We start from the raw sequence: 15,915 nt of genomic DNA, 5'->3' as shown, positions 1-15,915 counted from the left end.
AAGCAGACCCAAGCAAGCTTTTGGTGTCCGCTATTTAATGTTTCATGACCCACTCAAAATGCACTTTTCCATTGCTCAGTATCTACGAACCACCGTTCCTCGTAGATTTTGTCACCTTCGAACTTGAACAAGACTGACAGTTGAGAGCCGGCAACCTTATCGGATTTCCACTCAACAATCGAGACGACTTCATTTTCTCCTTCAATCTGACGAAGCCCAGTGATTTCGAAACCAGGCGGAAGGATCTGTCCAAGGCCATCCAACGCAGAGCGAAATGCTTGCCGCCCCTCGAGGACATCGGCTTGTCCCGGCATGATGAATGCCATCTCTTCCAGATAATCAGCCACTAAGGTATCGAAATCTCCTGCACCAACGGCTTCCCAACCACCTTGTACTATATCGGCTAAACTCATGACTTTTACCTCCTATATGGTTTAGTACGTTCTAATTATAGGAGGTATTGACTATTCTTTTGGCGACACTGAAACATAACGGTCATAGTTTATGAGCCGAAGACTTCATGTAACTGCTTGTTCTTTACTTAAGAGAGAGGAGGAGTTCGCTATTCGAACTCCAATCCAAGTGCCAACTAATACCTGGGCTATTTACACTGGCACGCCAATCGAAACCGGAACCTCTGAAACAGAAATATCTGATGCTCGGTGCTCCATCTGGTATCAGCTTCGCATCAAATCAGCCATTTCAAGCAACGACTGTTCGATATAGAGTTGCATCAGCTCGAGTTTGTCCTGCATTGCGCTTCGACTTGTCATATTAAAACAGATGGAGTCATTGCGATTAAAGTAGCGGATCCCATAACCGTCATCAACAATCGGTCCGTAACCCGCCAGCTCTACCCCATAATCTGACGTAGTGCTAGTACAAACTACGCTGTGATTAAGTGTGTGGTATCCCTTATCAGTAAATACTTCGGGCAGCTCAGTAATTCCAATGTTAAGGCCTGCCTCTTTATAACGGTACTTTAACGCCATAAAATGAGAGTAAACTCCTTGACCCAATCTGCACTCATTTGCCCTTTCGATGTGTTTTTGAGCAGCTTTAATGAGTGAGTCAATTTTAACCTGAGTACTGCAGTCCGCAGAGGCTATATTGTGAATGAATGCTGTAGACTCAGATGAAACGGTATGTAAAGCGTCGATGCGTCCGTCGAGAAACGTTCTGGTCATCACGGCTTCATAGGCACTGTAGCACTTTCCATAAAGCTTATATTCAGCGAGCTGTAATGCCAGCTGAACGAACGCATCGGGACTGACACCAAACTGCTTGATCTGATTTTTACCAAAGGCCGTAAAATTCAAAACCCGGGTTTGGGTAGCGGCGATGTGTTGACTAAACCAATCCACCGTAGCTCGGATGGTTTGTCTCAACGTATCATCTAAATCAAACTCAATTTCTTCCGCTGTAGGAACACTAGCTTTATTTTTCTCGGTAGAAATGTTCCCTTGAGTAAAAGAAACCTTATCAATCGTGTCATAGATATGTCCAATTAGCCGCAGCATCACTGAGCCGTCCACCCCGGTATGCTCAAAATTGATCCCGGTCTTACCGTTTTCGAAGACAACAAACTGCAGCGACTTGTCAAAGAAGCGATCCCAGCCCTCTCCATGAAGTAACTGTTTTGATACTTGGGTTATCTCTTCCGGGTTGCTTTCATCCAGGCATAAGACAAAAGCTGCTTCTTCGACAACTGTCATCGCGTTTTTATTATTAGCCGATATCTGAAGCAGAGCTGCCCGGCTTTCTGCCCAGGCATCTCGCGGCATGGTGGTTAGCAGACCTAAATTTTGCCCTTTCCCTTGGACAGAGAGAATGCATTCAAGATCGAATTCAATTGAAACTGGAGTTCTGACACTCCCTGCGGCATCGAGAATATCTAGCTTGTACATCCGCATATTGTGCATTACCACAATATGCTTTCTGGACGATGAAACCTTAAACTCATCCGTCCCTTGGCGCGGTATTCTTGTTGAGGAAAAAAGACTGCGATACTGATTCATACATAGCGGCAGGTCTTTCTGCATATCAAGCGTCAGCTCTTTTGTATCAATCAACGCGATAAAACGATAAACACTGCTAATCAGCGCTGCTGCAATATTTGCCTGTGAATGAGTTTTTTCGTCCAACTTACTTTTCATGTAATAAAATACGTTGCTGTTAATCACCAGAGATTCTGGGCATGCCAGGTAGAAATCGCGCCAAACGGGGGCAAACCAGTTCAAAACAGTGGGAGTCTGAGCCCATTCAACCAGCTCATTCTGCAGTTTTTCACCCTCTCCACCCGACTGCAAAAACGTCTCAATCACCTCTCTGGTCTTAATTGACTCTTCTTCCGTTATTAACGGCTCTGACCATTCAATGAGTTTACGGCAGGTTACATGTAAGTCCGGCACCGACATTACAGGTAACTCTTTTTGACTACTAAATGTGTTTCCAATCAAGCTCACAACTCCTTGGTACAAAATAAATATTTTATTGCGAACACTCACGAATGAACGATGACAAATGAACACTGATAGATGAACCCGGGCAAAATCACACCTAATTTATGTTTGAGTGATGAGCCGAGTTATTGGAAGTCATTCATAGAGCCTAGTTGATTACCCGGGGGCTCAATGAATGTAGCTGCGCCTACTGGCAGCAAAGACGGTGAGTGTTCCTCTTCATGTTAATCAGCGCAGCCAGAGTGGTTTGCTTGGAATAAAGCCTACTGTCGAAATCGAATGTTTATCTACCTCCCGACGAATAATTACAGCTAAAATAATTTTAGCTGTAATTACTGAGTTGTTTTCATTCCTACAAAAATGACCTAACCCCTGCTAAAACCCTGTAAGACAGCGCATTCCGACCTGTATATTACGCTTTATCTGTTCTATTTCCACTTTAGCTGTTTATTACTCAACACAGATCACGTTTGAGCAAACGCTTGATAGTTAGAGCACTAATCATTAGAATCGTTATTAATTGATCGTTCAATTAATCACGCATTCAAGAATAAAATGAAGCGTTTTATGCCGGGACCGCCTATGAAATGCGTCCGACAACAACAGCTTATTGATGATTAAAAGCAGGCGTTACAGATAAAGACGCCAGACAAAACACAGTCCCCTATAACAAGTTCAGGGTACACGGCCAGCCTAAGCGAAACAGATAAAATGGCCTACTTAGCCAGGTTCAATCTTTCAGGGTTTAAGTATCGTCATCACGATACTTAAGGGTTGAGGGAAGAAACCACCTTTAAAATTGCGCTTAGCAATTTTAAACCAACAAAACAGGAAGTTAACTATGCTTTCCAACAATATCTATCCAGGGGTCAAATAATGACTACTTGGTTATCAATCGGCATTCTATTTACCTTTGCCGCAATTGCGTTTGTTATTTATCGTTGGGGTAATATGAAGTGTATTGGTGTCACCCCAGTACGTAAATTTACCTTCATCGCCATTCTCTTTACCTCTGGGTTAGATGTAGGGTTAATCATGTTCCCGTTAACCGAATTTGCAGGTTATGCAGATTTGGCCGCCAGCCCTGAATATGGTTTTAGTAATCCATTAGCCATCGAATTTGGCTTTTGGGCTTTCTTCATCTGGGCATTCTACTTTTTAACCTGTTTCTACTTTTGTGTTATTGAACCAAGAGTTAAATTTTTCGAAATTCCGTTAATTAAGTTTATTAATAACCTAGTCATTATCGGCACCTGTGCCTTTACTGCCTACTTGTTACTCACTAACTTGCCTTGGTATTTACCTGGCTTAGGTGACGGTGAAACCATTGTCGGCAGTTTTTACTTAATTGTATTTCTTGTTATTGCCGCAGCCGTGTATTCGAGTACAAATATTCGTTACGTCAGAATTTTAAGCTTGGGCAGCAGCTGGTTATTTTTAGGTCTAATCGCAATAATGTGGGCAGGTGCATTTTTATCTGATAGCTCGAGTGTTGGTGAGTTCTTCACTACGTTCGCTTTATTAGGCGACTACTTCACCAATCTGCATAACTTTATATTACCGATTAATGATTACCATGAGTTTTACCTATTCTGGTGGTTTGCCTGGAGCATCATGATTGGCCAATTTACCGCACGTTTTGTTGGCGGAATGAGAACCTATCAGGTCTTAATCGCGATGATGGTATTCCCGTCCATACCGATCGCAATCTGGTTCACCGTACTCTATTACTACAGCGCGAACGCCATCCCGACGGCTGGCTTCTATAATCTGGCGATGGTGATTGTTGGTGTCACATTTGTCATCAACTCACTCGATTCATTAGTTCGCCTGTATACCGACAACTTGAACCTGACCGTACAGCGTTTCGGTAAAGTGCGTTATATCATCGGCAATATTGCTCTACTGAGCGGACTAACACTGCTGTTCAAATTAGATTTCCTACAAATTCAGTGGGTTGGCGCATTAGCGATAGGATTAATTTTAGGGTGCTTCGGTTATATCCTATTGACTCATTATCAAAAGGTCGTTGAGATTGAACGTTCACCAAAGGCGAACAAAATAGACTTTACTAAGATTGAACTTGCAAACTGACAAAGCTTATAGCAGTTGGGGTGTTGTTTTTTAAACTGCCGGGATAAATTAGACTTTAACCCGGCAGTTGAAGATAGAGGTAAGAGCAGTACTTTCTGCTTCACAAGCCTCTAGTTTATAAGCAAATTTTGCACATAGACTGAAAAATCAGAATAATGTCTGGCATTATTCTGTTTTTTTTAATTTTGCGCATGAGTCTTATGATAATTTCTGTTATTGTACGCAAAAAATCAGGGGGGGAATTATGGAAAAGTACGACCAACTATTAATTTCATTGCGCCGTGTGATCCGAGCTATCAGCATACATTCCAGGCAGTTAAATAAAGAGTCTGGATTAACCGGTCCGCAGTTAATGGTAATGCGCAAAATTGGTGAACTTGACGCACCGCTTGCAAAACAGGTTGCTAAAGAGATCACTTTAAGCCCGGCAACCGTTACTACGATTCTAGATAGACTCGAAAGCCGTCATTTAGTCATCAGAACACGCAGTGAAACTGATAAACGTAAAGTGCATTTATCGTTAAGTGAAGCTGGCCAGACGTTATTAGTCGACTCGCCAAGACCACTTCAAGAGCATTTTATTAAACGCTACCAAAACCTTGAAGAGTGGGAGCAAAGCCAGTTGCTTTCAGCCGTAGAACGTATTGCATCTATGATGGATGCCGACGAGCTCGATGCTGCACCAGTATTATTGGTAGGACAAATTCAAGCCGATGAGACTTTGTAATAGATATTACAATTCAACCATCTACTTATGCAGCGGGTAATACACCCGCTTCAGTGATTAACTGACTTCTACGTCCTTACCTCACCTTTGCCCATCAGACTGGCCACTAAAATGGTCTACCCAACACACTAATCCCTTCTTAAACAACGCGATACAAAACAGCGGCATGATTTTCTCGTTATATCAAGTTCCAAGCTGACCACGTTATTCTTGGTGTTGGCAGGAAAAAACCTCTCTATAGCGCTAAATAAAGCCTGCTTAAGGGGTCTTGAACTGACAATCATGGGGGTCTTGTTTATTTATTAGTTTTGTCTTTTAAACCTTGCTTTTGTCACTATTCGTAGCTTAAATATTATTTAACAACAATTTGCAAGGAAATGATTGTGCTTAAAAATATCATCCTCCTGTTACCTCTTTTCTTCTTATTTTCCTGTACCAGCCTGCCGGACAATACCAGCAGTAAAAGTTACGCGATAAGTAAATCTCAAGAAAGTCGATTAACAGTGGAGCTTGATGAGAAACGTAAGCAGCTCGGTTTGAACAATGATGAGACGTTAATGATCTTGCTAGAAGATGGTGTTGATGCTTTTGTAGCTCGAGTTTCCCTGATTAATGCGGCGCAAAAGAGCGTCGATCTGCAATATTATCAATATCACTCTGACTTAAGCGGAAGACTATTAACGGCAGCCTTATGGCGGGCTGCAGAGCGAGGGGTGCGCATACGTTTACTTGTAGATGATATGGATTTAGCCGGCAAGGATATTGATATAGCTAAAGTAAATTCTCACCCAAATTTCGAAGTGCGCATTTTCAATCCGTTTCTACGTGACAAAAAGCGCACTCGGCAATTAATTACAGGCTTTGGTGCAGTAACACGTCGAATGCACAACAAAACATTCACGGTAGACAGCAGCATATCCATTTTGGGCGGGCGTAATGTAGGTGACCAATATTATGGCGCGCACTCAGATGTAGCTTTTGGAGATTTAGACATTGCTTTTACAGGCGGCGTTGTACAAGAGGTTCAAACTTCTTTTGACTTATATTGGAACAGTGAAATCACCTACGGCATCAATTTATTAAATGATCACCAACCATCAAAAAATGACGTGCATGAAGTCAGTCAAATTTTAGAGTCCTTTATAGAGGAGCAGAAAAACTCTCAATATGCACGCGCACTACGTAAAAACGACTTATTAAGTTTAGTAAAAAAAAATAAAGTAAATGAATATATAGGTAATGCAGAGGTCTTATATGATGATCCATTAAAAATTGTCTCTTCACGTGACAAAACTGAATACCACTTAACTCCCAAATTACGCCCTTACGTGGAAAATGCAAAAGATGAAATCGTAATCGTTTCACCTTACTTCGTACCTGGGGATGAAGGTGTTGCACTATTTGGCGATCTGGTAAAAAAAGGCGTAAAAGTTAGAGTTTTAACCAACTCGATGAAATCTAATGATGTCACCATAGTGCACTCTGGATATTCAAAGTATCGACAAGAATTATTATCGCTTGGTGTGGAATTATATGAAGTAGACAGTGCCCGTATAGGTATATTAAAAAAATATACAGATGAAGCAGATTCTTCAACCGCATCGAAACTCACCTTACATGCAAAGTATTTTGTCATTGACCGCAAAATTACTTTTATTGGGTCAATGAATCTCGACCCTCGTTCACGCAGTGAAAACACAGAAATTGGTGTAATTGCAGAGTCCAAAAAATTAGGTGCTTTTATTGTTGAAGATTTTGACAGTATCGTTAAAGATGGTGCTTTTACACTATCACTTAAAGAAGGTGAGATTATCTGGACTCAAAAGGTTGGAGACGAAATAAAGACCTATGACAATGATCCTTACAGCAGTTGGTGGGATCGCTTCAAAAACGGTTTATTGCAATGGTTACCTGTCGAGTCACAACTTTAAGGTATTAACCGTCATGAAGGTAGCATTCTGTCGAGAGGCATGGCGAATGAGGTATCTGAACTTGTTTCTGCCTCGAACTCTTACCAAAGCTCCATAAGCTTTTCATCTTGATTTTCAAGTAGAAGAGCAACTATACGCCTTGCAACCTTTGGATTTTGTTATTCTTAAGCATGTTTTCCGGGTGAAATCACGCGAGCTGTTTTCTATTCATTCCCGAAATATAAAGACGACATTGGTAATGCAAAGAAGAGAAATACCCCCTAAAATCTACTTATAATGAATTTTATTTGATTAGGTAGAATAATGAAACTGCTAGTCAAGTCAGCGCAACACTTTGCAACCCAAGCTCACACCCAAATAAACCACTTAAGGAAGTATACAAAACAGCCTTATCAAATGCATTTGAAGAGGGTGGCACAAACCGTATCTGAAATAACAGATGACCCAGAGATCATTGCAGCAGCCTGGTTGCATGATACCGTTGAAGACACCCCAGCAACATTTGAAGATATTGAATTAAATTTTGGTTCTCGGGTTGTACAGTTTGTTTTTGATCTGACTGATGTGAGTCGCCCAAGTGATGGCAGTCGTGCCCTACGTAAAGCAATAGACCGCGAACACCTTAGCCAAGCATCCCCTGCAGCCAAAACTATAAAACTTGCAGATTTAATAGATAATTGCGCCGACATTTGTAAACATGATGAACGATTTGGACGAGTGTTTGTTGTTGAAATGCAGCAATTATTGCCTCATTTAGTTGACGGGGATGAACGTCTTTATCGACGGGCAGAGCGCCTTTGCAGTAAGTGGGCTGAAAAATGGTCAATACCACCTTCTGCCGGGACTACATGGGTAGAGCCCCCTGCTCTCCATGCGACGAGAGATCTATTTTCAAATCGTAAATTACAGCGGCTGTTCGGTGAAATGTTTTGCGCGCGGGATGTTGCTGAATCTCTCCCTTCTTATGACTGGAATATTTCCGAAAGGGAATTAGTGCACCTCCTGAGCAACGGCGATGTTTCTGTAATAGGTTTAAGGAGATCAGGGTTTGTTTATGGTTATGTTCTGTTGGATGAAACAAACAAAAAACCAACCTGTCTTAAACGACGTTTTATGGATGCCCAACTGGTTGATATAGATACCCCTTTATTAAATGTTATTGCCATTCTTGTGCATCATCAGTTTTGTTTTGTTAGCAGTATGGGACAGGTGGCAGGTGTTATTTCCAGAAATGATATTCAAAAACCAGCCGTACGCATGTGGCTCTTTGGTTTAATCACCTTAACCGAGCAATATATGGCCGAGCAGATTAAGCTTATTTGGCCTAACGAAGAATGGTTTAAGTTTACAAGCTCTGCTAGGCTGGCTAAATCCAAAGAACTTAAAGAAGAGCGAGAGCGTAGAGGGCAGAAGTGTGATTTGCTTGATTGCGTCCAGTTATCAGATAAAGCCCTTATTCTTATTGAAGACACAGGTTATATGGAACGATTCGGCTTTAGTTCAAGACGAGAAGCTAAAACCGCAATTAAAGAAGTAGAATCTCTGCGCAATAATTTAGCCCACGGACAAGATATTGTTTCATATGATTGGCCACAAATCATTCGAATGACATCACGAGTAAATGAAACACTGTCTAATCGTTAAGTTAAATATAGTGAATGACAGGGCTGCATAACAGTAATATCACCGATAGCATCAATTTCTCAAATGGTTACTAACAGTCAAAAATGACTTAAAGGAAGTCATACAAGAAAAGATCTTAGTAAGACACCTTATATTTATAAAATCAAATGGTTGTCTAGCACTACTTCTGTGATTTACGGTAGGCCTCTAACTCTGTTAAAAGCCAGTCCCGGCTTTTTACTGGAGATTTGTTGCCACAGTGAATTTTATAAAACTTACCAGACATCTTACTTTTTGTCGCTGAATACTTTATAAAGTCTTCAGTTGATTTAATATCGTCAGAAAAATATTCATACTTTTTATTTATATGTTCAACAGCTTCAGCCCCATTGTACATAGTACCATTTCTCTCATATTTGCAGTCCGTCGCAGCCACAAAACTCATAAGATGGTCAATTTCATCTTGAGTTGAGGCAAACAGGTTTAAAGAAAATATTGATAACATAATGAATAGTAATTTGTTCATCTTCAGCTCTCCATCTAGGCAAACTTTATCCGCAAAGTAGCCACAATGTATTATCGTACTTTAGCGGACTGTAAATCGTATTATAGTTTGAATGAAGGCAATCAGTTTGGCGTTGTTGTTCAAGTACTCTTGTTAAACGCTGCAGCCCCAATGGTTTTAGCTGGTTGTGCAGTTTTTCCTAACCGACACTCTTAATCCTATGACTTAGGTCATTACCTTTATATCGGCCAAAGCCCCCTCCTGTTCGTTGCGGTCTTGTAGGCTAATTCTCACGTTCATCAGTTGCTTGTATCGCACATGGCCGTTTCAATATGAAACTGATATGACCTACACCTGCAGTGGATTAAGTTTTACTGTTGCCATACGGCTGGACAATCAAAATAATTTTATCCACTTTATAACTGAATATATGACCTTTGAAGCAAGATCTGCTCGGTTTCGACGACAAGCTTTATCATATAGTTGATGAATACGTGCATGCTTCTTAGTATAGGGCAAATTCTCAAAGCGCAAAAAGCCGAACATTAAGAATATCCGGCTTCTTTAATATTTAGTTATGGTAACTTCTGAATGTTTGCATTTATCCGTTAAAATATCAGTTCATCATGTAAGTTATGTTGAGTGAATACATTTCACCTTCAAATCGAGACTCTGCGCTGTATTCTTTGGCGTAGTTAAACGCAAGGTTCCATTGATTATTGAACCAATATGCAGCCTGTATGCCCACTCCATGTACTTCTGATTTATTTCCGATATCAGTACCTAAGAGTTGATTCAAGTTGTTGAGGTTGGACGGCAGGTCATCCCTTTGCATTTGCCACTGACTGTAACCACGGATACCGACTTCAAATTGCTGGGTAAAATATTGGCTCCACCCATACTCGATGGTGAGGTGGTCACCCGGGGTCACTTTGGTCTCATCAACTTCGCTGTGAATTTCATAGGTAGCCGCAAGCATCAAGGCTGACGCCTGATCCATCATGTAATAATATCCGGCAAGTTGAAACTGAGTTGTCCACATATCTAAAGTGACGTCCTCATTACCCACAGGAGCGTATACACCGATCCCCAGAGTAACGTCGTAACTCTTATTCAACCAGCTAAGCCAAACCGGTTGAATGTACAGGTCACCCAAGCCCTGGTCTTCTTCGCCGTCTAAGTCGTTAGACAGGTAAACCGGATTGAAGTAAAAACTGTAACGTGCCCCCATCACTTCCCTATCCGTCACCCACAAAAACAATGGTGCAATACCGCCAGAGCTCAGATCTCCACTGACCTCTTTACCTGAGCTTGCAATGAGAGTGTCACTTGTATAGTAAAAATTGTATTGCTCATACACAAAACCGGCTTGGTCAGGCACCGTTAAGTCGCGGATATTGGCAATTGCCGGTGCATAATGGCCAGCGCCTACGATTCCATCAGCAAATGTAGGGCTGACAAAGCCTGTCATAGCTAAGGCGAGCAGCAGTTTCAATTGATGACTTTGAGAAGCGCGTAGTCCTTCCTTAACTTCTGTTTTTGCAAACTGCATATTAATTAAGTTCATACCTTTCCCTCAACATACTTAAGTGACCAGTTTAGTTTAAGTCATAATGAGGAAAGTATTAGCAAATTGAACGTTTGAAGAACATTTAATGGTTATATTATATTCTTACTTGTTGAAGTCACTTTATGCAGCCATATTTAACTGTCAGGGATAGACAATACCGAACCACAATCAAAGGTTTTATCTCAGAGAGTCATTTCTTTCAAGGGTATCTAGCTAGCGGGCTAAAGCGTAAAAAAGTTTCTTAAAGTGCGTCTTGAGCCTTCTCAAGACTAGCAATTAATGCAAATAGACTTGTGTTTGAGGTAAGTTATGAATGGTTGTTCTTTAAATAATAATTGGTACAAATTTATTTTTTCTAGTTTGTTAATTTTGATTTCCAACTCTTCTTTTGCCACTGAACCTTTGATGAAGCCTGAAAATAACAGCTATTTTTCCGTTACTGGTGGCTCAGGTGTCTCACAAGTTAATGAAACCGATAACCGTGAAGACAATCGACAGCATTTACGCTCATTTGATATCCGCTTTGGGCAACACTTTTCCCCTAAATGGCGAATAGACTTAGTTCACGCTAATGAAGGCCATCCTTACAATCATCATCGAGATGGTTTTGCCGGGCAAGCAACTTATGTATTTGATGCTTTTGAATCATTTCGTCTTGAAGTGGGCACGGGTCCATACCTCTCTTTTGATACTTACAATGATGCCAATGGCGTTGAATTAAACGAGAAACGTTTGGGTCTCATGAGTACTGCAGGATTTATCTTTCCAGTTGATTTTTTAGGGGAAAATGGACATTTAAAATTTCAATGGAATAACTATGTAATGTCATCAAGACCCAATGCCAACTCATTTTTATTAGGTGTGGGCTTTGATATAGATAATAGTAAGTTTCAATATAAACCCAACCGTAAGTCATTTTTCAATGAAGCATGGCTATCTATTCTTAACGCTAAAAATAACCATGGTGGTCCCGAAACAACCGTAGGCGCAAGTATTGATGTAGCAAAACGGTTTGATAGTAATATTGCATTATCCTTGGGCTACATATATGAGGGCGGATATAACGGCGCTACCGATCGCCAAGGTTTCTCAGCTCAATTTTGGAAAATTGTACCGTTAGCCAATGGTTTTGAAGGTCGTTTAGGGATTGGTGGTTACATTGCAAATGATAAAGTTGAAGATAAGCATGGGTATGATCTAAAGGGCTTATTTAGTTTTGGGATTAACTATTACCCTGAGTGGGAAGGCTACGATGGATTATATTTAGGTGGCAGCATAACCCGAGTAGCAGACCGAAAAGGATATGAAGACGATGCAGATTTATTCCGTTTTAGTCTGGGTAAAAAATTCTGAACTGCTGATTGAGTAATCACTTCGACACCTGACCAATTTCGAATTAAGTCACGCTCAATTCGTAACACCAGATGTAAGTGGTTACTCGCATTTGCTCATCAGATTGACCACTATAGTGGTCAACCCCAGTTAAATAAGCCCTTCGAAATTGCGGCAAAGCAATTCTGTTCGGGAAGCAAAAGAACACAAGCATACTATGTCTTAATTATATCCTGCATATGCTCCCGGCAATAACGTTATAAGGTTAACCTGTCCCGGTTATCACTTACCAAAATTACTTTGCTCGGCAAATGTCATGGCCTCTGCGCACAATTTGATTTTTTGCTCTTTATTTGAGGAGTCGAACTGTTGAATGAAGCTGTCTAATTCGGCGCTGGTTTCTGCCGTCATCATCATTTTATCTATACCAGCGTCTCTATGATCCGTTGCCGCTTGGCCAACAACAGAGCCTTCGACCAGCATATTCGATTCACTGTAAAAGGTGCTGCACATCATTAAGCTGGCCATACCAATCGCCACCTCTGATTCAAGATACTTTGCTGTCGCCGAACCGATAAATAGACAGCTGATAACACCGGCAAGTATTGCTTTTTTCATTAACTTTATTCCTTCCTCTATGAGATTATTTGGCCTGTTTTTTCCCAGCCTTGTTTACTGGAAGTTGCTTGAAATAGCCGCTGATGATGTTAGCACGAGCCTATTTTGGGGGTATGTTATCTTGCGCAGACTGGGGTTAGGCGAGTGATTTTTTCACAACAATTTAGATCTAAAAACTCCTGCCCCCCCCTTTTGACAAAAAATTGAGCTGTTTTTGAGGCGGAAGACAAATACAATATTGGGTATTACTTATTAGGAATACAGCCAGCCGAAAAACTTTAAAAAGAAATAGTAAAAAAATGCGATTAACATGCCTTTGACTGTTAACGAAAAAAGATACTCAACCGATAAATCGGTTTCGACCTGTACATCGAAATACCAATATATGCTTTGAGCCAAGCTTGAAGCAAAGATCATTGACATCGCATGAGTCAGCCAGTTGTTTGTATTGGTAGAATTATCCATTTCTCTCTAAAATCCCTAATGCCCTGCTAATAAATGAACCATGTGCCGACGGGCGATTTGCTCAGCAAATGGCATGACATTTTTGGTAAATCTTAATTCAGAGGCTTGCTAGATTTTTTAGCTACTACGAATCTGACGTTCCCTTGTTTCTCGTGAGTATTAGAACCAAGATTAGATAATAATTCATCACAAAAATCAGGGTATTCCTCGCCAAGAAAGAGGCTTAATTTATTCATTCTATTGAGCCTTGCTGACCAGCCCTCGATAATTTCCGATGCCGCGGATCCAGAAAAATTCAATTCAGGATCAGTTACATCATTATCGAAATATACAACCTCAAACCCAGCATCCTTCAACAGACCTTGCATTTTGGAACCAAAGTCAAAATCATATAAACCAAACCTATATGACTCTAATTCAAACCTTTTTACTCTATCGTAATACTTGCTATCTCTAGCAAGGTTACCTGAGATAAAGCAGGATACATCCAATAGTGCTACCCAGCCTTCGTCGTTCATTACAGAGTTTAAAACTTTTAAGTAATCTAATGGGTTACTAAGGTAGGATAAAGAAAAACTTCCCCAAATACCGCTAATATCGCCAAAGGATAAATAATCAGCACTTTGAAAGTCGCTAAGAACAAATGCTTCGTTACAGTTCCTCCTTGAATCACAGAATTCAATAAATTCCTTATTAATGTCTATGCCTATAACATTGTTTACTCGCAGCGAAAAAGCACGAGATACATCACCTACAGAACAGCCAAGGTCAATTACAGTGTCTTTTTGACTTAACGGTATAAACTTAAGGTAATTCTCCCAGCCTCTCCACTTCTGTTGTTTTTCATACTCTGCAAAAAGGCTCAATTGATACTCCGCATACTTTCTTGAAATCTAACAGCGTAATAGCGTGAATTCCGATAAACACCCGTGGACTTTTAACGACCAAGTCGCAAAAGTGCAACTTATTCACAATGATTTGAGTAACTTATCAGTAAGGTTTCTGTGAGGCAATGAGCATTTTGGCCGGAGAAATCGAGAATTATGATATTCGAGAATGACTTTGTCTCGTTATGTAAATATTTAAATAACTTTAAAACTCATGATTTCAACAAGATAGTTTATTGCTCTCAGGGGAACTGAGAATTTTCAATTTACATAACGAGAAGCCATATTTGCATTTGTGAAAGCAGGATGAACCGGGTGAAATAGAACATAGAAGATACTCAACAAGTGTCAATCGAAGAGGAGGCTTCTCTTCGATCAACAGGTGCCGATGCGGTTGTAAGCTTAGTTACGAACCAACTAACTAAACCTATCGATCCGATAGGGACTCAAGTCGATATCCGTTTGCTTACCTGTCACCTCTTGGGTGAGCAGTTCGGCAGTGATTGCCGACCAGGTGAGTCCCAGATGTTGATGGCCAAATGAGAAAAACACATTCGACTGTTTTTGACTGCGGCCCAGTACCGGCAGACTGTCTGGCAACGAGGGGCGAAATCCCATCCAGCGCTTACCGTCGGACGCAGACGCATCACGAAACAGCTCAGGCAAAAGCGCTTTACCGTGGGGGAACAGGCAATCGGCGCGGGCATCCACCGGCGGGGCCTTTAAACCGCCAAACTCCACGGTGCCTGCTAAACGGGTCCCCTCAGCCATAGGCGTGATGATAAACTTTCGCTCATAGGAGGTTACCGTACGGGACAGCTTACTCTTTTGCGGCATCATCAGATGATAACCCCGCTCCGTCTCTAGAGGCACAGAGTAACCCAACTGCCTGGCAAAAGGCTTAGACCAGGCGCCGGATGCGATGATAAGTCTGTCAGTATGCCTGCTGTCACCCGAACTCATCTCCAGCGCTATTGTCGAGTTAATTTTAGCGGCTTTAATCTGTAATAACTCATCAGTCACAACCTGCCCACCTATCTCTTTGAACTTGGCTTGTAGAGCCAGGCATAATCGATAGGGATCTTCTGTATGCCCTACATGTGTAAAATTGAATCCATGGGTAATATTTTCGCTTAAAGAGGGTTCGAGGGCTCTTACCTGGTCGCCGCTAAGAAGTTGTACCTCAACACCAGCATCGACATAGGCTCGAAACTCTTTTTCTACTTCCGCAACGGGCGTGCCTTCAAATACCAACAGGCCGCCATTGAGTGTCAGCAAGTGCTCACAACCACAGAACTTGGTCAATGATCTCATGGCATCGATGGCACCTAAGTTCAGCGCCTTAATCGCCGCACTATTATGTGCCCTTCGGCCCGGTAACATATTTTGCAAGAAGCGCATAAACCATGGCAGTGCCTTGAAAAAATAGCGGGGCTGGATTCGAAAAGGTCCGAGCGGATCGAGTAACATACCCGGCAGTTTAAGCAGCATAGTCGAATCGGCCAAGGGGAAGGTATGCTCGGTCGCAAAATGTCCCGCGTTGCCCTTCGACGCCCCGGCGCCAGCCCCCTCTTTATCTATAACCGTCACATTGAAGCCTGCACGCTGTAACTGTATTGCGGCCGACAGTCCCACTATCCCCGCGCCTATCACGGTCAGAGATCCAAGCCCACTGGTATTATTCATCTACTCTTCTCCACA

General features: G+C 41.5%; 12 protein-coding genes. 5 read left to right on the top strand and 7 right to left on the bottom strand.

All coding sequences use genetic code 11. From position 1 onward, the window contains the following. Window positions 1–53: 53 nt before the first annotated feature. Together SSED_RS09170 and SSED_RS09165 are read right to left on the bottom strand one after the other, a co-directional pair. Window positions 54–413, bottom strand: coding sequence for a nuclear transport factor 2 family protein (locus tag SSED_RS09170; protein WP_012142122.1), 360 nt, complete (start codon window positions 411–413; stop codon window positions 54–56). A 264-nt stretch (window positions 414–677) separates the two neighbouring features. Next, window positions 678–2,465, bottom strand: a complete 1,788-nt coding sequence (locus SSED_RS09165; protein ID WP_398355697.1) for a choline/carnitine O-acyltransferase — start codon at window positions 2,463–2,465, stop codon at window positions 678–680. Window positions 2,466–3,338: 873 nt separating this feature from the next. On the opposite strand from SSED_RS09165, the gene SSED_RS09160 reads away from it, so the two are divergent. The 4 genes from SSED_RS09160 (at window position 3,339) to SSED_RS09145 (ending at window position 8,858) form a co-directional block, all read left to right on the top strand. Further along, window positions 3,339–4,556, top strand: a complete 1,218-nt coding sequence (locus tag SSED_RS09160) for a BCCT family transporter (protein ID WP_012142120.1) — start codon at window positions 3,339–3,341, stop codon at window positions 4,554–4,556. A 244-nt stretch (window positions 4,557–4,800) separates the two neighbouring features. Next, window positions 4,801–5,283, top strand: a complete 483-nt coding sequence (locus SSED_RS09155; protein ID WP_012142119.1) for a MarR family winged helix-turn-helix transcriptional regulator — start codon at window positions 4,801–4,803, stop codon at window positions 5,281–5,283. Window positions 5,284–5,666: 383 nt separating this feature from the next. Then, window positions 5,667–7,214, top strand: a complete 1,548-nt coding sequence (locus SSED_RS09150) for a phospholipase D family protein (protein ID WP_012142118.1) — start codon at window positions 5,667–5,669, stop codon at window positions 7,212–7,214. A gap of 303 nt (window positions 7,215–7,517) precedes the next feature. Continuing rightward, the gene (locus SSED_RS09145) at window positions 7,518–8,858 is read left to right on the top strand and encodes an HD domain-containing protein (RefSeq protein WP_012142117.1); all 1,341 of its coding nucleotides are present in this window, start codon (window positions 7,518–7,520) and stop codon (window positions 8,856–8,858) included. A 160-nt stretch (window positions 8,859–9,018) separates the two neighbouring features. On the opposite strand, the gene SSED_RS09140 is transcribed toward SSED_RS09145, so the two are convergent. Together SSED_RS09140 and SSED_RS09135 are read right to left on the bottom strand one after the other, a co-directional pair. Next, on the bottom strand, window positions 9,019–9,363 hold the full coding sequence (locus tag SSED_RS09140; RefSeq protein ID WP_041421609.1) for a DUF5329 family protein: 345 nt from the start codon (window positions 9,361–9,363) through the stop codon (window positions 9,019–9,021). A 595-nt stretch (window positions 9,364–9,958) separates the two neighbouring features. After that, the gene (locus SSED_RS09135; RefSeq protein WP_012142115.1) at window positions 9,959–10,909 is read right to left on the bottom strand and encodes a SphA family protein; all 951 of its coding nucleotides are present in this window, start codon (window positions 10,907–10,909) and stop codon (window positions 9,959–9,961) included. A 312-nt stretch (window positions 10,910–11,221) separates the two neighbouring features. Here SSED_RS09135 and SSED_RS09130 point away from each other — a divergent pair, with 312 nt between their 5' ends. Beyond that, window positions 11,222–12,265, top strand: coding sequence for a hypothetical protein (locus tag SSED_RS09130; RefSeq protein ID WP_012142114.1), 1,044 nt, complete (start codon window positions 11,222–11,224; stop codon window positions 12,263–12,265). Window positions 12,266–12,526: 261 nt separating this feature from the next. Here the strand turns inward: SSED_RS09130 and SSED_RS09125 are convergent, their stop codons facing one another. The 3 genes from SSED_RS09125 to SSED_RS09110 all read right to left on the bottom strand — a co-directional run bounded on the left by SSED_RS09125 (window position 12,527) and on the right by SSED_RS09110 (window position 15,900). Then, window positions 12,527–12,862 (bottom strand): hypothetical protein, encoded by a 336-nt coding sequence (locus SSED_RS09125; RefSeq protein ID WP_012142113.1) that lies wholly within the window; start codon window positions 12,860–12,862, stop codon window positions 12,527–12,529. A 557-nt stretch (window positions 12,863–13,419) separates the two neighbouring features. Continuing rightward, entirely contained in the window at window positions 13,420–14,193 is a 774-nt protein-coding gene (locus SSED_RS09115; protein ID WP_012142112.1) for a class I SAM-dependent methyltransferase, read from the bottom strand. A gap of 438 nt (window positions 14,194–14,631) precedes the next feature. After that, window positions 14,632–15,900, bottom strand: a complete 1,269-nt coding sequence (locus SSED_RS09110) for an NAD(P)/FAD-dependent oxidoreductase (RefSeq protein ID WP_012142111.1) — start codon at window positions 15,898–15,900, stop codon at window positions 14,632–14,634. Window positions 15,901–15,915 lie beyond the last annotated feature (15 nt).

This window comes from Shewanella sediminis HAW-EB3 (assembly GCF_000018025.1).
GTDB classification, from domain to species: Bacteria; Pseudomonadota; Gammaproteobacteria; order Enterobacterales; family Shewanellaceae; genus Shewanella; species Shewanella sediminis.
The sequence above is the reverse complement of the archived record's forward strand: the minus strand, read 5'-3'. Positions and strand labels throughout refer to the sequence as shown.